General features: G+C 68.9%; 17 protein-coding genes and 2 riboswitches. Of the genes, 5 read left to right on the top strand and 12 right to left on the bottom strand.

Annotation, left to right across the window (positions count from 1 at the left end; all coding sequences use genetic code 11):
* Window positions 1–85: 85 nt before the first annotated feature.
* On the top strand, window positions 86–712 hold the full coding sequence (locus tag AQJ46_RS29300; protein WP_059208430.1) for a TetR family transcriptional regulator: 627 nt from the start codon (window positions 86–88) through the stop codon (window positions 710–712).
* 75 nt (window positions 713–787) lie between these two features.
* On the opposite strand, the gene AQJ46_RS54415 is transcribed toward AQJ46_RS29300, so the two are convergent.
* Both AQJ46_RS54415 and AQJ46_RS29290 read right to left on the bottom strand, forming a co-directional pair.
* A complete protein-coding gene (locus AQJ46_RS54415; protein WP_059208429.1) occupies window positions 788–1171 on the bottom strand; it encodes a hypothetical protein in 384 nt (127 codons plus the stop codon).
* A 137-nt stretch (window positions 1172–1308) separates the two neighbouring features.
* Window positions 1309–2163: a thioesterase family protein gene (locus AQJ46_RS29290; RefSeq protein ID WP_059208428.1), complete on the bottom strand. Its 855-nt coding sequence runs from the start codon at window positions 2161–2163 to the stop codon at window positions 1309–1311.
* A gap of 147 nt (window positions 2164–2310) precedes the next feature.
* On the opposite strand from AQJ46_RS29290, the gene AQJ46_RS29285 reads away from it, so the two are divergent.
* The gene (locus AQJ46_RS29285) at window positions 2311–3531 is read left to right on the top strand and encodes an alpha/beta hydrolase (protein ID WP_059208427.1); all 1221 of its coding nucleotides are present in this window, start codon (window positions 2311–2313) and stop codon (window positions 3529–3531) included.
* On the opposite strand, the gene AQJ46_RS29280 is transcribed toward AQJ46_RS29285, so the two are convergent.
* From AQJ46_RS29280 to AQJ46_RS29235, 10 genes are all read right to left on the bottom strand, one after another.
* The gene (locus AQJ46_RS29280) at window positions 3440–4096 is read right to left on the bottom strand and encodes a trimeric intracellular cation channel family protein (protein ID WP_059208426.1); all 657 of its coding nucleotides are present in this window, start codon (window positions 4094–4096) and stop codon (window positions 3440–3442) included. The two genes, AQJ46_RS29285 and AQJ46_RS29280, sit on opposite strands and share 92 nt — an antisense overlap.
* 23 nt (window positions 4097–4119) lie before the next feature.
* Entirely contained in the window at window positions 4120–5511 is a 1392-nt protein-coding gene (locus AQJ46_RS29275) for a M1 family metallopeptidase (RefSeq protein ID WP_059208425.1), read from the bottom strand.
* Between the two features lie 97 nt (window positions 5512–5608).
* Window positions 5609–6928 (bottom strand): ABC transporter ATP-binding protein, encoded by a 1320-nt coding sequence (locus tag AQJ46_RS29270; RefSeq protein ID WP_059208424.1) that lies wholly within the window; start codon window positions 6926–6928, stop codon window positions 5609–5611.
* Window positions 6925–8016: an ABC transporter ATP-binding protein gene (locus AQJ46_RS29265; RefSeq protein ID WP_059208423.1), complete on the bottom strand. Its 1092-nt coding sequence runs from the start codon at window positions 8014–8016 to the stop codon at window positions 6925–6927. Before AQJ46_RS29265 ends, AQJ46_RS29270 begins: the two co-directional genes overlap by 4 nt.
* On the bottom strand, window positions 8013–9020 hold the full coding sequence (locus AQJ46_RS29260; RefSeq protein ID WP_059208422.1) for an ABC transporter permease: 1008 nt from the start codon (window positions 9018–9020) through the stop codon (window positions 8013–8015). Before AQJ46_RS29260 ends, AQJ46_RS29265 begins: the two co-directional genes overlap by 4 nt.
* 69 nt (window positions 9021–9089) lie before the next feature.
* Complete coding sequence (locus AQJ46_RS29255; RefSeq protein ID WP_059208633.1) at window positions 9090–10838, bottom strand: ABC transporter substrate-binding protein; 1749 nt, start codon at window positions 10836–10838, stop codon at window positions 9090–9092.
* Between the two features lie 59 nt (window positions 10839–10897).
* Complete coding sequence (locus AQJ46_RS29250; protein ID WP_057616312.1) at window positions 10898–11896, bottom strand: ABC transporter permease; 999 nt, start codon at window positions 11894–11896, stop codon at window positions 10898–10900.
* Between the two features lie 336 nt (window positions 11897–12232).
* The gene (locus tag AQJ46_RS29245) at window positions 12233–12988 is read right to left on the bottom strand and encodes an enhanced serine sensitivity protein SseB C-terminal domain-containing protein (protein ID WP_107117361.1); all 756 of its coding nucleotides are present in this window, start codon (window positions 12986–12988) and stop codon (window positions 12233–12235) included.
* 112 nt (window positions 12989–13100) lie between these two features.
* A complete protein-coding gene (locus AQJ46_RS29240; RefSeq protein ID WP_059208420.1) occupies window positions 13101–13895 on the bottom strand; it encodes an enhanced serine sensitivity protein SseB in 795 nt (264 codons plus the stop codon).
* A 91-nt stretch (window positions 13896–13986) separates the two neighbouring features.
* Window positions 13987–14661 (bottom strand): AAA family ATPase, encoded by a 675-nt coding sequence (locus tag AQJ46_RS29235; RefSeq protein ID WP_059208419.1) that lies wholly within the window; start codon window positions 14659–14661, stop codon window positions 13987–13989.
* Window positions 14662–14830: 169 nt separating this feature from the next.
* Window positions 14831–14927: riboswitch (glycine riboswitch) on the top strand.
* Window positions 14928–15039: riboswitch (glycine riboswitch) on the top strand.
* Between the two features lie 46 nt (window positions 15040–15085).
* Here AQJ46_RS29235 and gcvT point away from each other — a divergent pair.
* From gcvT to glyA, 3 genes are all read left to right on the top strand, one after another.
* Window positions 15086–16219 carry a glycine cleavage system aminomethyltransferase GcvT gene (gcvT, locus tag AQJ46_RS29230; RefSeq protein ID WP_059208418.1) on the top strand — a complete coding sequence of 378 codons (1134 nt, stop codon included), beginning with the start codon at window positions 15086–15088 and terminating at the stop codon, window positions 16217–16219.
* A gap of 98 nt (window positions 16220–16317) precedes the next feature.
* On the top strand, window positions 16318–16695 hold the full coding sequence (gene gcvH, locus AQJ46_RS29225; RefSeq protein WP_007384830.1) for a glycine cleavage system protein GcvH: 378 nt from the start codon (window positions 16318–16320) through the stop codon (window positions 16693–16695).
* A gap of 14 nt (window positions 16696–16709) precedes the next feature.
* Window positions 16710–17972, top strand: a complete 1263-nt coding sequence (glyA, locus tag AQJ46_RS29220) for a serine hydroxymethyltransferase (RefSeq protein WP_059208417.1) — start codon at window positions 16710–16712, stop codon at window positions 17970–17972.
* Window positions 17973–18014: the final 42 nt, after the last annotated feature.

Raw genomic sequence — 18014 nt, 5'->3', positions numbered from 1 at the left:
TTGTAGTTACAGTTGTTCACTGACTCCAGAGTCTAGCGCGTCATACGGCTTTCCAATTACGGAGAACAGTTGTTAACTGGATGACATGAGTCACACCCTCGGCATCCGGCAGGCACAGAAGCAGAAGACCCGACAGGCGCTTCTGGACGCGGCGTTGGCCCTGCTGGAGGAGCAGAGCCTGAGCAGCCTGGGTCTGCGCGAGGTCACGCGCGCCGTCGGCGTCGCCCCGACCGCCTTCTACCGGCACTTCCGCTCCATCGCGGATCTCGGCGCGGCTCTGGTCGAGGAGGCGCTGGGCAGCCTGCACCCGATGATCCGGACGACGGTGTCCGCGGCCGACGACCACGGTCAACGCATCAAGCGCGCCATCGAGTTGATCGCCGGCCATGTAGACGCGTACCCCGCTCATGTCCGTTTTATCGCCCGGGAGCGACATGGCGGAGTCCAGCCGGTCCGGGAGGCCATCCGGGACCAACTCGCCCGGTTCGGGCAGGAGGTGAAGGACGAGCTGGCCAAGGACCCGGTGTCCGAAGGCTGGAGCGAGGACGACCTGCTGATGCTGGCCAACCTGTACGTCGACCAGATGCTGATCACGGCCTCACTGTTCCTGGAGGCCCTGGAGGCGTCCCCGGAGGAGCGGGAGCGTGTCTGCCAGGTGGCGGAGCATCAGCTGCGGCTGATCAGCGTCGGCCGCGAACACTGGCTGGACTAGGGCCGGTTCGGCAACGCGCAGGGGGCGGCACCCCCGTTCACCGGGAGTGCCGCCCCCTGTCGTACGACGTCGGGGTCAGCTCTTCGTCGCCGCCGCGCTCGGCGCTCCGCTGGGCGCGCCGCTCGGGGCCGTGCCGCCGCCGGGACCACCGCAGCCACCCATGCCGCCGCCGGGGCCACCCTGGCCTCCCTGGCCGCCGCCGGGGCCGCCGCTCGGCATCCCGGAGGGGTTGCCGCTGGGCGCGCCCGACGGCTTCGCGGTCGCGTTGCCGGTGGGAGCGCCCGAGGGGGCGCCGCTCGGCATTCCGGAGGCGTTGCCGGTCGGGGCCTGACAGTTCTGCTGCTGACCCGAGTTGCCGCTGTTCGAGGTCGACGACGAGTCGCCCGAGCCACAGGCCACCAGGGCGAGGGGCGAGAGCGCCAGCAGGGCCACGGCGGGGAGAAGACGCACACGCTTCATGAGAGACAGCTCCAGGGAGGATGAGGAAGTCCTGAGGCCGGGAACTCTCGCAACGGCCCCTGAGCCTTCGTTGAGTCCGGCCTGTCCCCCGCCTGTGCGCAAGGCAAAGCGCGGCTAAATCCGTGCCCCTGGGTGGGTCAGGGCAACCTGACCCTGGCCAGTTGGCGCGACTGTGCCACCAACCGGTCCGCGCTGTCCCAGACCTCCGCGTCCTCCTCCAGGAAGCCGCCGGCGAGGTTACGGGTGGTGATGGAGACGCGCAGCGGGCCCGGTGCCGGGCGGCAGCGGATGTGGACGGTGAGCTCCACCGTGGGCACCCAGCCCTTGATGCCGATCTCGAAGGCGGTGGGCGGGAGCGCGTCCACCGCGAGGAGCAGCGAGAAGGGGTCGGCGTCGCGGCCGTCGGCGAGCCCGAACCAGGACCGCATCTCGCCCTTGCCGGACGGGGCGCCGAGGGCCCAGCCCAGGGTCGACGGGTCCAGCTTGAGCATCAGCCGGTCGGCGATGGCCGAGCTGCCGTCGACCGGGGCCGGTCCGTCCTCGGGGCCGAAGCACTGGTCCATCGGCGGGATCGCGGGTGGCTTCGCCGTCGTACGGACGTCGTCGGGAAGGGAGCCGAGGTCGCCGTAGGAGGCGAGGACGCGGATGCGCTCGACCTCCTTGCCCTCCTCGTCGTACTGGAAGAGCGAGGCCTGGCCGGTGGAGAGGGTACGACCGGTGCGGACCACGTCCGTGCGGATCACCGCCGGTCCGGGCTGGGACGCGGTCAGGTAGTGCGCGGAGATCGTGAACGGGTCGGCGTGCGGCAGGGCGTCCGCGAGGGCGCGGCCCAGGACCGCCAGCAGGTAGCCGCCGTTGACGGCGCTGATGATCGTCCAGCCCGCGGAGAGGTCGATGTCGTAGACGCCGGGTGCGCGGCGGGTGACCGCGGTGTCCCGGTCGAACTCGCTGTCGCCGAGGGTGGCACGCGTGACGGAGGCTGCTTCTGGCATGCCTGAACGGTACAACAACTAACTACTAAGCGGTAGCTTTCCTTGCGGCACCCGACAGGGCCGGTCCAGGTGAGACGCGGGCAATTCTTCGGTAAGTGTCCGTACTCGTCCGTAAACCCAGCTCCCGGCATCCCCCTCTACAGGGACATGAGCCTCACCGGGACCGCGTTCCTCTACACACTGATCGTGCTGTCCGTCGTCGCCCTCGTGCTGCCGCTCGCCCTGTGGTCGCGGCTGCGGGGCCCGCGGATCGCCCGCGCCGCCGCCCGCGTGCTGATGGTGCTGTTCGCCCAGGGCACGGCCGTCGGCCTCGTCTTCGCGGTGGTCAACAACCAGAACAACCTGTACGACAACTGGGCCGACCTGCTCGGCACCGGCAACCACGTCCAGCAGGCCGCGAACCTGGGCGCCGACGGCACCGGCGGCATCTCGCTGAAACGGTTGCCCAGGGTCGAGCAGCACTTCACGAAGGCCACCGGTCCCGATATGCACGGCGTACGGGTGACCCAGCTCAAGGGCCGGGTCTCGGGCGTGAACGCCGAGGTCTACGTGTGGCTGCCGCCGCAGTACGGCACACCCGCCTACCGGCATCACAAGTTCCCCGTGGTGGAACTGCTGTCGGGCTATCCGGGCTCGGCGAAGGCCTGGTTCGGGTCGCTGCACGCGGTCAACCAGTTGCGGCCGCTGATGCGGGAGGGCCGGGTGGCGCCCTTCATCCTGGTCGCCCCGCGCATGAACCTGCTGGCCGGGGTGGACACCGGCTGCGCCAACATCACGGGCACGGTGAACGCGGACACCTGGCTCAGCGTCGACGTGCCGAAGATGGTCACCGACAACTTCCGCGCCCAGGCCGGTCCCGCGGGCTGGGCGGTGGCCGGGTACTCGGCGGGCGGGCACTGCGCGACGAAGCTCGCCGTCGCCCACCCCGACCGCTACCGGGCCGCGGTGAGCATGTCGGGCTACAACGACCCGATCGCCGAACGCAACTCGCTGGCCACCGAGACCCCCGCCCTGCGCCGCGCCAACAACCCTTACCTGCTGCTGCGCGAGGCCCGTACCCCACCCGCGATCGCGCTCTACCAGTCCGGCCAGCCGGGCGACGGCTACGAGGCGGCCACCGGTCTCGAACAGATCGCGAAGGCGCCGACCACCGTGCACGTCGTGTACATCCCGAAGAGCGCGGGCGGTCACAACATGGCGTTGTGGCGTCCGCAGGTGGTCCCGGTGTTCCAGTGGCTGACCGAGGAGATGGGGCTGCTGCACGGCCGGGCGGGCACTACTCCTCACGCACGGTCGAGCGCCGGTTCCACGCCCGCGGAGCTCGCCAGTGGAACCGCATCGCGAGCAGGCGCAGTACGAAAGCCGTGAGGGCCGCGAGCCCGCTGGTGAACGGAGAGAGAGCGTCGTAACGGATGCACAGGGCGACCATGGTGGCGCCGACGATCGCCGGGACCGCGTACAGATCCCGGTCCCACCGCAGCAGCGAGGGCACCTCGTTGGCGAGCACGTCCCGCAGGACACCGCCGCCGACGGCGGTGGCGAGACCGAGAGTGACGGACTGGGTGAGGCCGAGTCCGAACTCGTACGCCTTCGTCGTCCCGGCGACGCAGAACAGTCCGAGTCCGGCCGCGTCGAAGACGTTCACACCGGCCTGGATGCGCTCCACGTGCGGGTGCAGGAAGAAGACCAGCAGGGCGGCGAGCAGCGGGGTGACGAAGTAGCCCAGGTCCGTGAAGGCGGCGGGCGGTACCGCGCCGATGATCAGGTCCCGGAACAGCCCTCCGCCCAGCGCGGTGACCTCGGCGAGTACGGCGATGCCGAAGACGTCGAAGTTCTTGCGGACGGCCAGCAGCGCGCCGGAGATGGCGAACACGAAGATGCCGACGAGGTCGAGCGTGTGCTGGACGGAGGGGCTGAACAGTTGCTGGAGCACACCGCATTGTTGCGCAGGGGCTTTTACCGGGCAGGTTTGCCCGTCGTGAAGAGCCAGGTGCGGAACAGGTCGTCCAATTGCTGTCCGCTGACCTTCTCCGCGAGGCGGATGAAGTCGGCGGTGTCGGCGTTGCCGTAGCGGTGAAGCTCGGTCCATGCCGGCAGCAGCTTGAAGAACGCCTTGTCACCGATCCGTTCGCGCAACACCTGGAGGGTCATCGCACCGCGCTGGTAGACCGCGGACGCGAACATCGTGTCGCGCTGCGGGTCGCCGACGGTGATCTGCCAGAACGGGTTGTCGGCGGGGCGGGCGTCGTAGCCGGCGAGGAAGGAGTCGTGGGCGCTGCGGGTGCCCTTGTGCTCGGCCCACAGCCACTGGGCGTAGGTGGCGAAGCCCTCGTTGAGCCAGATGTCCTTCCAGTGCGCGACGGAGACCGAGTCGCCGAACCACTGGTGGGCCAGCTCGTGCACGATCGTGGTCTCGTTGCGCACCGCCGAGTACACCGGCTTCGACTGCACCTCCAGCGAGAACCCCGCCTGCGGCATGTCGTCGACGATCGCGCCGGTCTCCTCGAAGGGGTACGGCCCGAAGACCTGCGACCAGTAGTCGGTGGCCTCGGCGGTCACGCCGTACACGTCGACGTTGTTGCTGTTCTCCAGCACCGGGTCGATGGCGGTGTAGATGGGGATGCCGCCGGGCGTCTTCCCGGTGCGGACGTCGAACTTCCCGATGGTGGCGGTCGCGAGGTAGGTCGCCATCGGCTTCTTCTCGCGCCAGTGGGTGTACGTCGAGCCGCCCTTGTCGTACGTCGACACGAGCCGGCCGTTGGAGACCGCGGTCAGGCCCTTGGGGGTCCTGATGCGGATGTCGTAGGCGGCCTTGTCGGAGGGATGGTCGCTGGACGGGAACCAGGTGGAGGCGGCGTTGGGTTCACAGGCGACGAAGACGCCGTCGGGGGTCTTCATCCAGCCGTAGTCGGAGCCGAAGACGATCGGGCCGCTGAGGGGTTCGGGGACACCGCCGTAGGTGACGGCGACCGTGAAGTCGTGGCCCTTGCGCAGGGATTGGCGCGGGGTGATGCGGATCTCGTCGCCGTCGCGGGTGAACTGGGCGCGTCTGCCGTTCACTTCGACTCGCGTGACCTCGAGTTTCTGGAGGTCCAGGTCGAAGGAGGAGAGGTTCCGGGTGGCGCGGGCGGTGAGTGTCGTACGGCCGTCCAGACGGTCGGTGTCCGGGTTGTACGCCACGTCGAGGGCGTAGTGGCGGGCGTCGAAGCCGCCGTTGCCGAGGAGCGGGAAGTAGGAGTCGCCGATGCCGGGGGCACCGGGGGCGGGGCCTGGCGAGGCCGCGATGACAAAGAAGGAAGCCGCCGCGGTAGCGACGGCTCCTAAGCGTGCCGAACGGGAGAGTCCCATCGTGTCGTCCCTTCGAGCGTGTGCCGATCAGTCGGACACGGACGACTCTTCACTCTCCCGTTCGGGCATGTGCATGACTTTGCCAACTCGTCATGCGTTACTCGTCAGTTGACTCCTGACCGTCGTCCTTCGCTTCCTGGACGCCGGTCGCGGGCGCGGTCCTCGCTCCCGGGCCGGTCTTCGCGGACGTGGCTTCGGCGTCCGCCGTGGCCTCGGCCGCGGGCTTCTCGGCCGAGGTCTCGGAGGGTTCTGCCTCCTGGGAGCCCTCCACCTCCGCCGCGACCGCCGCCGACGTTGCCGCAGACTCCGCCAGGACCTCCTCGGCGACCAGCGAGGCCGCCTCCTTGGCCACCGACAGGAGCACGGTGTCCTGCGGGGCCTGGTCCTCGAAGTTCTCCGGGTGGTGGCAGGCCACGCGCTGGCCGGGGCGCAGCTCGATCAGCTGGGGCTCCGTCGTCCTGCAGATCTCCGTGGCCTTCCAGCACCTGGTGTGGAAGCGGCAGCCCGAGGGCGGGGAGATCGGGGACGGGACGTCGCCGCGCAGCAGGATGCGTTCCGACTTGGCGCCACGGCGCTTCGGGTCCGGCACCGGGACCGCCGACATCAGGGCCTTGGTGTACGGGTGCATCGGCGCCTCGTACAGCGCGGTGCGGTCGGCGAGTTCGACGATCTTGCCGAGGTACATCACCGCGATGCGGTCCGAGACGTGCCGTACGACGGACAGGTCGTGCGCGATGATCACGTACGTGAGGCCGAGCTCCTCCTGGAGGTCGTCCATCAGGTTCACGACCTGCGCCTGGATCGACACGTCGAGGGCCGAGACCGGCTCGTCCGCCACGACCAGCTTCGGCTTCAGGGCCAGTGCGCGCGCGATGCCGATGCGCTGGCGCTGGCCTCCCGAGAACTCGTGCGGGTAGCGGTTGAAGTGCTCGGGGCTCAGACCGACCAGCTCCAGCAGGCGCTGGACCTCCTTCTTCACCCCGCCCTCGGGCTCCACGTCCTGGAGCCGGAACGGCGCCGAGACGATTCCGCCGATGGTGTGCCGGGGGTTCAGGGAGCCGTACGGGTCCTGGAAGATCATCTGGATGTCCCGCCGCAGCGGACGCATCCCGGCCGCGTTCAGCCGCGTGATGTCCTGGCCCTCGAAGTGGATCGAACCGCCGGTCGGCTCCTGGAGGCGGGTGATGACCCGGCCCATGGTCGACTTGCCGCAGCCCGACTCCCCGACCACGCCGAGGGTCTCGCCCTTGCGCACCTCGAAGTCGATGCCGTCGACCGCCTTGACCGCACCGACCTGGCGCTGGAGGACGCCCTTGCGGATCGGGAAGTGCTTCTGGAGGCCCTCGACCTTGAGCAGTATCTCGCGCTCGTCGGGGGCGGCCGTCACGTCCGCGTCCGTCTTCTTCGTCTCACTCACAGCTTCGGCGCAATCTCTTCGGTCCAGATCCGCGTGCGGTCCTCCGGCGAGAGGTGACACGCGGAGAAGTGCCCGCCGCCGACCTGCTGGAGCTCCGGGCGCACGGTACGGGTGACATCGCCCTTGGGGATGTCCGCGTACGGGCAGCGGGGGTGGAAGGCGCAGCCCGAGGGGACGTTGATGAGGCTCGGCGGCTGACCCTTGACGGGGATGAGCCGCTCGGAGGTCTCCCGGTCGATGCGCGGCATCGAGCCGAGCAGACCCCAGGTGTAAGGGTGCTGCGGCCGCTCGAAGACGTCGTCGACGCTGCCCCGCTCCACGCACCGGCCGCCGTACATCACCAGGACGTCGTCGGCGATCTCGGCGACCACACCCAGGTCGTGGGTGATGAGGACGACCGCGGAGCCGAACTCCTTCTGCAGGTCCCGGATGAGGTCGAGGATCTGCGCCTGGACGGTGACGTCGAGGGCGGTCGTCGGCTCGTCCGCGATGAGCAGCTCGGGGTTGTTGACGAGCGCCATGGCGATCATCGCGCGCTGGCGCATACCGCCGGAGAACTCGTGCGGGTAGCCGTCCACGCGCTTGTTCGGCTCGGGGATACCGACCCGGTCGAGCATCTCGATCGCCCGCTTGCGGGCGACCTTCTTGCTGACGTCGTTGTGGACCCGGTACGCCTCCACGATCTGGTTGCCGATCGTGTAATACGGGTGCATCGCGGACAGCGGGTCCTGGAAGATCATCGCCATCTCCCGGCCGCGCAGCCGGCGCACCTCGTCGGGGTCGGCGGAGACGAGTTCCTTGCCGTCCAGCCAGATCTCGCCGGACATCTGCACGTGCTTGCCCTGCGCCCCGAGCCGGTGCAGGCCCATGATCGCCAGCGAGGTGACGGACTTGCCGGAGCCCGACTCGCCGACTATGCAGAGGGTCTTGCCCTTCTCCACCTGGAAGCTGAGCCCGTCGACGGACTTGACCAGGCCGTCATCGGTCGGGAAGTGCACCTTGAGGTCGCGGACCGCGAGGAAGGCGTCGGGAGCGTTTCCGGGAGCCGGCTCGCCCAGGGCGGCACCGGTCTTGGAGAGTTCGGTCACGAGAGCCTCACCCGCGGGTCGGCGGCGGCGTACAACAGGTCCACCAGGAGATTTGCGATCACGACGAAGAAGGCGGCGAGCAGGGTGACGCCGAGGATCGGGGGCAGGTCGTTGTCGGTGATGCCCTGCACCGCGTACTGGCCGATGCCGGGCAGCGAGAACACCGTCTCGGTGATCACGGCGCCGCCGAGCAGCAGACCCAGGTCCATGCCGAAGACCGTGATGATCGGGGTCAGCGCGGCCCGCAGCCCGTGCCGGGCCACCACCCTGCGCTCCCGCAGACCCTTGGCGCGGGCCGTGCGGATGAAGTCCTCGTTCATCGTCTCCAGCATGCCCGAGCGGGTCAGCCGCGCGTAGATGGCGGAGTACAGCAGCGCCAGCGAGCACCAGGCCGGGAAGAGTGTGTTGGCCCACTGGGCCGGATTCTCGGTGAACGGTACGTAGGTTCGCCCGAAGATCGGCCACTGGTAGGTGAAGAGCAGCAGCGCCAGGTTGCCCGTGAAGAACATGGGCAGCGAGACACCGGCGAGCGCGACGCCCATGAAGGCGCGGTCGAAGAAGCTGCGCGGCTTGAGCGCGGAGATCACACCGATCACCACGCCGGACACCAGCCACATGACGGCGGCACCGGCGGCCAGCGAGATGGTCACCGGAAGGCGCGAGGTGAGCTGCGGCCACACCGCGACGTGGTTCTTGAAGGAGTAGCCGAAGCACGGCGCGTCACAGTGCGCCGTGGTGGGACCCAGGTCGTAGGTGGCGCCGGCCACGATCCCCTTGATGAAGTGCCAGTACTGGGCGTACAGGGGTTCGTCCAGACCGAGGTTCTGCTTGACCGCGGCGATGTCGGCCTTCGTCGGACTCTTTCCGATGTACTGCTGCGCGAGCTGGTCGGCGGTCTGGCCGGCCATCCGCGGCAGCAGGAAGAAGATCGCGAAGGTGACCGCGGTGACGACCAGCAGCAGGATCACTGCCGCGAACGTCCGACGGAGGATGTACGAGATCACGGGGACCGGCGCTGGTGCCCGCGGGCCGCGAGGCCCACGGGCACCAATGCCTTCACCTGCCTTCCGGGGCTACTTCTTGGTCGTGCCGATGTTGAGGTAGTCGTACTGACCGCTGAAGGCCGCCGAGGACACCAGGTTGGTGTAGTTGTCCGGGCGGAACAGCAGAACCTTGAAGTAGGTCAGCGGAACGAGCGCCGCCAGGTCCATCGCACGCTTGTCGATCGCGGCGTACTGGGCGTTGCGCGCGGTCTCGTCCTCGGTGGCGATCGCCTTGGCCAGCGCCTCGTTGATCTGCTTGTCATCGAGGTACGAGAGGTTGGTGTTGCCGGAGGCGCCGATCGCGCCACCGTTCAGAATCTGCTGGAGGAAGCCGTAGCCGCCCGGCCAGTCGGCACCCCACTGCATCATGTGCAGACCGATGTTCTGCTTCTTGTCGAAGGTCGGGACACCGGCGTAGTCGGTGAAGTACTTGCCCGACGGGTACTGCTTCAGGCTGGCGTTGATGCCGACCTTCTTCAGCGAGGCGATGATCGCGGTGGCCGCGTCGATCTCCTGCTGACGGTCGCTGCGCGCCGAGATGTTGGTGTTGATCGTCGTCTTGCCGCAGGCCTTCAGCTGCTCCTTGGCCTTGGCGACGTCACCCTTGTTGCCGGTGGTGGCGTAGACGTCCGCCTTCTGGTAGCCGGGGATGTCCGGCGGCAGAACGGTGGAGGCGATGTCACCGCGGATCGGGCCGCCCTCGGCGGTCTGCACGGAGACCTTGTCGACGGCGTACTCGACGGCCTTGCGGCAGGCGACGTTGTTGAACGGCGCGACCTGGGTGTTGATGGCCATGTAGACCAGACGGCCACCGTAGGTGTTGTCCGTGTTGGCCTTCAGCTTGGCGTCGTTGACGACCTTGGCCTGGGTCGCGGCCTGGACACCGGTACCACCGAGGTCGATCGCGTCACCGGCCTGGACGTCCTGGTCGATCGTCTCGGCGTTGACCTTCAGCTTGACGACGATCTTGTCCGGGTACTGCTTGCGCAGCGGGTCGGTCTTCGGGTCCCAGTTCTCGTTCTTGACGAGGACGGCCTGCTTGCCCTCGTCGTAGCTCTGGAACTTGTACGAGCCCGAGGACACGATGCTCTTGACGTAGTCGATGCCGGTGTCCTTGGCCTGCGGGACCGGCGCCGTCTGCGGCGTCGCGACCAGGTAGTCGAACTCCTGGAAGGCGGTGTTGAGCTTGAAGACGATCGTGGTGTCGTCCGGCGTCTCGATGGACTTCAGGCCCTCGGCGCTCTTGTCCTTGTAGGGACCCTTGTAGTCCTTGCCGCCCGCCAGGAACTGCTGGAAGTAGTTCGGACCGAGCGAGAGCACGTCACGCGCGAAGTTGGAGCGCTCGACGGCGTACTTGACGTCCTTCGAGGTGATCGCGGTGCCGTCCTGGTACTTCAGGCCCGAGCGCAGCTTGTACGTCCAGGTCTTGCCGCCGTCGCTGGGCTGGCCCGCGCTCGCGGCGAGGTCCGGTACCAGCGTGTTGCCCTCCTCGCCCGGACCGGGCTTGAAGGTCATCAGCGGGCGGGCGTAGAGCCGGCTGAGGTTGTACATGTAGGCGTAGTACGTGTTGCCGGGATCGAAGGAGTCCGGGACGTCGGAGTACTCGTACGTGACCGTCCCACCCTTCTGGGTGGAGGCGTTGACGACACCCTTGGTCGCTGCGTTGGCCCCAGCCGACTTGTTCCCGTCTTCACCGTTGTCATCGGCCTTGCTGCAAGCCGAGAGCAACAGGCTCGCACTGCCGATGGCCGCCACTGCGGCCAGCGCTGACCTTCGCATGATGGTCTGCTTCCCCTTCAATTGTCGGAAATCTGGTGGACTCTCACCGCGGTCGCGGGTCAGCGGCTACGCGGGTCGAGAGCGTCGCGGAGACCGTCACCGAGCAGGTTGAACGCCAGGACGGTCACGAAGATGGCCAGACCAGGCACGATCATGTACTGCGGGTCGACCTGGTAGAAGTCGACGGCCTGGTTGAGCATGCCGCCCCAGGAGGCCTGGGGAGGCTGGATGCCGACGCCGAGGAAGCTCAGCGACGCCTCGAAGAGGATGTTGGTCGGGATGAGCAGCGTCGAGTAGACGATGATCGGACCGACGAGGTTCGGCAGCAGCTCCCGGAAGAGGATGTACGGCCCCCTGGCCCCCATCCCGCGCGAGGCGTCGACGAACTCCCGCTCGCGCAGGGCCAGCGTCTGGCCTCGGACGATGCGGCCCAGGTAGGGCCAGTTGAAGAAGCCGATCACGAAGATCAGCACGCTGATGTGCAGCGGCAGGCCCTCGAGCCCGAAGGCACCGCCCTGGAGCGTGGCCGAGATGGCGATGGCGAACAGCAGCAGCGGGAACGCCAGGAAGGTGTCCATCAGCCGGCTGATGATCGTGTCGACCCGTCCGCCGTAGTAGCCGGCGACCACGCCGAGCACGGCGCCGATCGTGTTGGACAGGATCGTGGCGCCGAAGGCCACGACCAGCGAGACCCACGAGCCCTCGAGGATGCGGGTGGCGATGTCGCGGCCGAACTTCGGCTCCACACCGAGCGGGTGGTCCCAGCTCATGCCGCCGAAGTCGCCCTTGGGCAGCGAGGTGTTGGGGTCGATCAGATCCTGGTGCAGGGCGTTCGGGTCGAGGCCGAACATGGCCTGGATGGGCCGGGAGAGCACCGCGAGGAGGACCAGCAGGATGACGATCACGCCGCCGGCGACCGCCACCTTGTCCTTCTTGAACCGGGACCAGGCGATCTGCCCCAGGGAACGGCCCTCGATCTGCCCCTTGTCGACGCCGACGAGGACAGCCTCCGGCTGCGCCTCGGCCTGCGCCCCGGTGGTCTCGATCGGTGCGGTCACAGTGACCCGACCCCTCTCGCCGGTGGTGACCGGCCTACACCTGCCGTGGATTACGGCTTTGTCGACTTGCTCAGCTCGCAGGGAACGTCTGATCCTGCGTCTGCCTGGGGAGTCTTCAGCTTCGCTGCGATCACCCGCCAGGCCTGGCGAAGAAAGTATGCGTAACCGTGATGCAGTACGAGGGATTCCGTTATCCGAACAACGGGTAACGCCTCTCGGACGCATGTGAGTTGGGACAAAAGGGTACAACAGGCGATCTTCGTGATGATCTGCCGTTATCTACGCGCGAAGAAATGTGGCCGTTACGTGGACGAGTCGAACAGGTGATAGTAGCTCTCAGTAACCACCACGGGCCGACGGGTAGCCGTACCCGCCCGCCGGAGCCTGCGCGGGGGCTCCGTGCGCCTCGCGGTCGTAGAAGGGACGGGCGCCGGCGCGCATCCACAGCGCCACCGGGTCGTACTCGTCGGACATCGCCACGGTCGACACCGGGAGCCCGTCCGGGACGGCGCCGATGGACTGCTGCATCATCGCGCGCACCGAGTCCACGGCTGAGGGGCTGGTGTCGTACACGTCCAGGCCGATCGCGAGATACGGCGCCCCGAGCGCCGGCTGCACCCAGGCGCGGCGCAGTGAGCGGACCGCCGGGGTGCGGTGGGCGTTCTGCACGAGCTGCGCGTAGAACTGGGGGATCTCGATGCCGGGTTCCGACAGCCTGAGCGGCCCCGCGGGCTGACGCTCGAGGCCGGTGGCGATGCGACGCAGATCGAGCCAGGGGATGCCGAGGCCGCCGCCGGGGGCGTGCGGGTTGAGCCAGAGGCCGTACTGGTCGGGGTAGAGGGTGCGGGCCACGTCGATGCCGTCGACCACTTCGTACGAGCGGTTCCAGCCACTGGCGCTCAGCTCCTGGGCCGAGGTCACACAGGGGGCGTAGCCGTAGCCGTCGACCTCCATGTTTCCGTACTGGGCGTCCGGGGAGCCGGCCTGGCCGTGCCACAGGAGCATCCAGATCTGGCCGGAGTTGGGGGTCGCCAGGGCGCGCAGCAGTGCCTCGTAGGCGTCGTAGCGCCCGGGGGTCACCTGGCGCAGCATGTGCTCGACCTGGTCGGTCGTGGTGGCGCTCACCCTGTATCGCCCCTTCTTGAAAAGTTGCCCCGAGTAGGAAACCAGCTTAAGCGCCCACGAGCTCGGGATCCGTGCGCCGTCAGCCCTGTGTATAGAAGGGACGCACCTGTTCGCGCATCCAGTGGCCCACCGGATCGTCCGCCACGTCCAGCAGAACCAGGTTGACCGGCCAGCGGACCGGAGTCGTCCCCAGTGCCCTGCCGAGGGCGTCCATCGGGAGCGTGCGCAGATCGCCCTCCCACTGGGAGAGTTCGACGCCCACGAACATCACCGGGTCGGCCGTTTCGATCGCGGCCAGGCAGCGGCGAGCCGTGCGGACCACCCCCGTGGCCGCGAACTCGGCCGAAGCGGCTGCCAGGAAGTCGACCGGGTCGTCCTGCCAGTCCGGCTCGTAGAGCTTGACCCGGCCACCGGTGTTGGGGCCGTCCAGCGGGGTGCGGCCCACGCGGCAGAGGTCGGCGACCGCGGCGGGCGGAAGGGGGACGCCGACCACTCCGTCGGGGTTCACCGCGATGCCCACGTGCGGGGGCAGGCCGCGGGCGAACTCGACCGCCGGAGCGATGGTGAACGACAGATGGCTGCCGACGACCTGGCGGAGCTGCTCCTCGGAGCTGAAGACCGGGACGAAGGCCTGGCCTCCGATCTCCAGGGTGGGCAGGTCGAGGGGACCGCTGTGCGGACCGCCGCCGTTCGGCAGAGGGATCCAGACGAAGCTGCGGCCGAGCACCTCGATGATCCGGCCGCCCGCCGAGGGCATGCCGAGGGAGGCCGAGAGCACCTCCTCCAGTTCGTTGCCGGGCCATCCGCCGTGCGGATGAGGGTGCGGGTGTGCCGGTGCCGGAAAGTCCGCGGGAAGATCCGCCGGGAAGTCCATCTGTCTGACCGCCTGCTGTGAACCTACTGATGTGGCTGAAAGGCTAGCGGGTGCGGTGGAAAGGTGGCTCAGCCCGGCAAACCCGTCCGCGTCAGCCCGTGAAGCCGATCCGCCGCAGCACGTCCGCGGCGTCCCGGTCGATCAGCACCGCCGAACCGCAGCCCGGGGGCATGTCACCGCGCTCCACGGAGCGGATCAGCCGGGCGGCCGCGCCCCGGTGCCGCAGGAAGGCGTACCGCGAGACGCCCCGGCCGCGCTCGCGCTGGCCCTCCAGCGCGGTGTCCGCCGTGACGTCGAGCAGCAGCAGATGCAGGGTGCCGCCCCGGCGCCGGGCCTCGCGGGCCAGCCAGCCGCGCACCCAGGCCTGGGTCCCGCAGTCGTGGACGACGACTCCCTCGCCGGAGCGCAGGGCGCTGCGCAGTCCGGCGTAGTGCGCGAGCCGGACCAGGGGGCGGTAGACGGCGTACGGCAGCAAGCGGGACAGCCGGCCGTCCCAGCGGTCGCGGGTGTCCTGGGAGTCGATCCGGATCCCGCCCACCGCACGCCTCATCAGCGTGGACTTGCCGCTGCCGGGCAGGCCGGTGATGACGACGAGGTCCCTGGGGCCGAAGAGCAGGGCGTGCGGACTGCGGCCCGCGCGGTCGCGCAGGTCGCGGACGACCGGGGTGTGGCATGCGCCGCGGAGCTCGACGGCCGGGGCCGCGGGCTGCTCCGGCAGCGCGATGCCCGAGGTCGTCGCGTACGCCGTGGTCCTGTCCACCGTCATCGTCCTCCTCCGGGGTCGGGTTCTCCCTCCCCACCGAGCGTAAAGAGAAGGTAATGGACGATCTCTCGCTTTTCTGTAGTCGTACCGCCACAAGCTGGTTACAGACGCCGCCCTGCCGGACGCGTGCGAGGCGTGCAATGATGTCCGCGCCAACTGCATACCGGCCGCTTGAATCCGCGCGGGAGAGTCCTGGGTACGTGTACCCGGGCGCCGAAGGAGCAAGTCCCTCCCTTGAATCTCTCAGGCCCCGTTACCGCGCGGGCGAGGCACATCTGAAAAGCGGGCCGCCGACTCGAAGGCGGCTCCACCCACGGTGCAAGCCCGGATCATTTCGTGATCAGGGCGAACCTCTCAGGTTCCGATGACAGATGGGGAGGAAAGCCCTCGCCCGTCATGCCTTGGATCCTTGGGAGACGACCGTCCGATGAGCAGCACCGAATCCCGTCGTACCGCGCTCGACGCCCTGCACCGCTCGCTGGGCGCGACCATGACCGACTTCGCCGGCTGGGACATGCCCCTGCGCTACGGCTCCGAGCGCGACGAGCACAACGCCGTGCGCACGAAGGCCGGGCTCTTCGACCTCTCCCACATGGGCGAGATCACCGTGACCGGGCCGCAGGCGGCCGAGCTGCTGAACTTCGCCCTCGTCGGCAACATCGCGTCCGTGGGTGTCGGCCGCGCCCGCTACACCATGATCTGCCAGGCCGACGGCGGCATCCTGGACGACCTGATCGTCTACCGGCTCGCGGACACCGAGGCCGCTTCTTCTCAATACCTGGTGGTCGCCAACGCCTCCAACGCCCAGGTCGTGCTGGACGCGCTGACCGAGCGCGCGGCCGGCTTCGACGCCGAGGTGCGTGACGACCGGGACGCCTATGCGCTGATCGCCGTACAGGGACCTCAGGCGCCGGGGATCCTCGCCTCCCTGACCGACGCCGACCTCGACGGCCTGAAGTACTACGCCGGTCTGCCCGGCACGGTCGCCGGGGTGCCCGCGCTGATCGCCCGCACCGGGTACACCGGCGAGGACGGCTTCGAGCTGTTCGTGAAGCCGGAGCACGCGGTCGAGCTGTGGCAGGCGCTGACCAAGGCGGGCGAGGGCGTCGGGCTCGTCCCCTGCGGGCTGTCCTGCCGGGACACGCTGCGCCTGGAGGCGGGCATGCCGCTGTATGGGCACGAGCTGTCGACCTCCCTCACCCCCTTCGACGCGGGCCTCGGGCGGGTGGTGAAGTTCGAGAAGGAGGGCGATTTCGTGGGCCGCGCGGCCCTGCGCGAGGCCGCGGAGAACGCGAACCACGAGCCGCCGCGCGTCCTCGTCGGGCTGATCGCCGAGGGCCGCCGGGTCCCGCGTGCCGGGTACGCGGTCGTCGCGGGCGGCGAGGTGATCGGCGAGGTCACCTCCGGTGCCCCCTCCCCCACCCTGGGCAAGCCGATCGCGATGGCGTACGTCGACCCCGCGCACGCGACGCCGGGCACGGCGGGTGTCGGTGTGGACATCCGGGGCAGTCACGAGCCGTACGAGGTCGTGGCGCTCCCGTTCTACAAGCGTCAGAAGTAGCCGTCGTAGGTGATGCTGAGCACAGAGTCGCTGCTCACGCACGTCTTCCGCAGTCCCCCATTCATCAGCACTCCCCCGCGTACAGGAGAATTCAGACCATGAGCAACCCGCAGCAGCTGCGCTACAGCAAGGAGCACGAGTGGCTGTCGGGCGCCGAGGACGGCGTCTCGACGGTCGGCATCACCGAGCACGCGGCCAACGCGCTCGGCGATGTCGTCTTCGTCCAGCTCCCGGAGGTCGGTGACACGGTGACCGCGGGCGAGACCTGCGGCGAGCTGGAGTCGACCAAGTCGGTCAGCGACCTGTACTCCCCCGTCTCCGGTGAGGTCACCGAGGTCAACGAGGACGTCGTGAGCGACCCGGCGCTGGTGAACTCCGCCCCCTTCGAGGGCGGCTGGCTGTTCAAGGTACGCGTCGCCGAGGAGCCGGCCGACCTGCTCTCCGCCGACGAGTACACCGCCTTTTCCGCCGGCTGAGGAGTCCGCACCCGATGTCCGCACTGAACACGCCCCTGCACGAGCTCGACCCGGAGATCGCCGCCGCGGTCGACGCCGAGCTGGACCGTCAGCAGTCCACCCTCGAGATGATCGCGTCGGAGAACTTCGCCCCGCTCGCCGTCATGGAGGCGCAGGGCTCGGTCCTCACCAACAAGTACGCCGAGGGCTATCCCGGCCGCCGCTACTACGGCGGCTGTGAGCACGTCGACGTGGCCGAGCAGATCGCGATCGACCGTCTGAAGGAGCTGTTCGGCGCCGAGTACGCCAACGTGCAGCCCCACTCCGGTGCCTCCGCGAACCAGGCCGCCCTGTTCGCGCTGGCGCAGCCCGGCGACACGATCCTGGGTCTGGACCTGGCGCACGGCGGCCACCTGACCCACGGGATGCGGCTGAACTTCTCCGGCAAGCAGTTCGACGTGGTCGCGTACCACGTGGACGAGGCGGGTCTCGTCGACATGGCCGAGCTGGAGAAGCTCGCCAAGGAGCACCGGCCCAAGGTGATCATCGCCGGCTGGTCGGCGTACCCGCGGCAGCTGGACTTCGCGGAGTTCCGCCGGATCGCCGACGAGGTCGGGGCGTATCTGTGGGTCGACATGGCCCACTTCGCGGGCCTGGTGGCGGCGGGGCTGCACCCGAACCCCGTCGAGTACGCGGACGTGGTCACCTCCACCACCCACAAGACGCTGGGCGGACCGCGCGGCGGGATCATCCTCGCGAAGAAGGAGTTCGCGAAGAAGCTGAACTCCTCCGTCTTCCCGGGCTTCCAGGGCGGTCCCCTGGAGCACGTGATCGCGGCGAAGGCGGTGTCCTTCAAGGTGGCGGCCTCGGAGGAGTTCAAGGAGCGCCAGCGGCGTACGGTGGACGGTGCGCGCATCCTCGCCGAGCGTCTGACGGCCGACGACGCCCGGGAGGCCGGGGTCGACGTGCTCTCCGGCGGCACCGACGTCCACCTCATCCTCGTCGACCTGCGCGAGTCCGAACTGGACGGCCGGCAGGCCGAGGACCGTCTCCACGAGGTCGGCATCACGGTCAACCGCAACGCCGTCCCGAACGACCCGCGCCCGCCGATGGTGACGTCGGGGCTGCGGATCGGCACGCCCGCCCTGGCCACCCGCGGCTTCACGGCCGAGGACTTCACCGAGGTCGCGGACGTCATCGCTTCGGCGCTGAAGCCGTCGTACGACGTGGAGTCGCTCAAGGCCCGGGTGAAGGCCCTTGCCGACAAGCACCCGCTGTACCCCGGCCTGAACAAGTAGTTCCACGGTGGGGGCACCCGACGACGTGTGCCCCCACCCTCT

This window comes from Streptomyces canus (genome assembly GCF_001514145.1).
In the GTDB taxonomy this organism is placed as follows: Bacteria; Actinomycetota; Actinomycetes; order Streptomycetales; family Streptomycetaceae; genus Streptomyces; species Streptomyces canus.
Note: the sequence above shows the minus strand (reverse complement) of the source record. Positions and strands in the feature narration are given on the sequence as shown.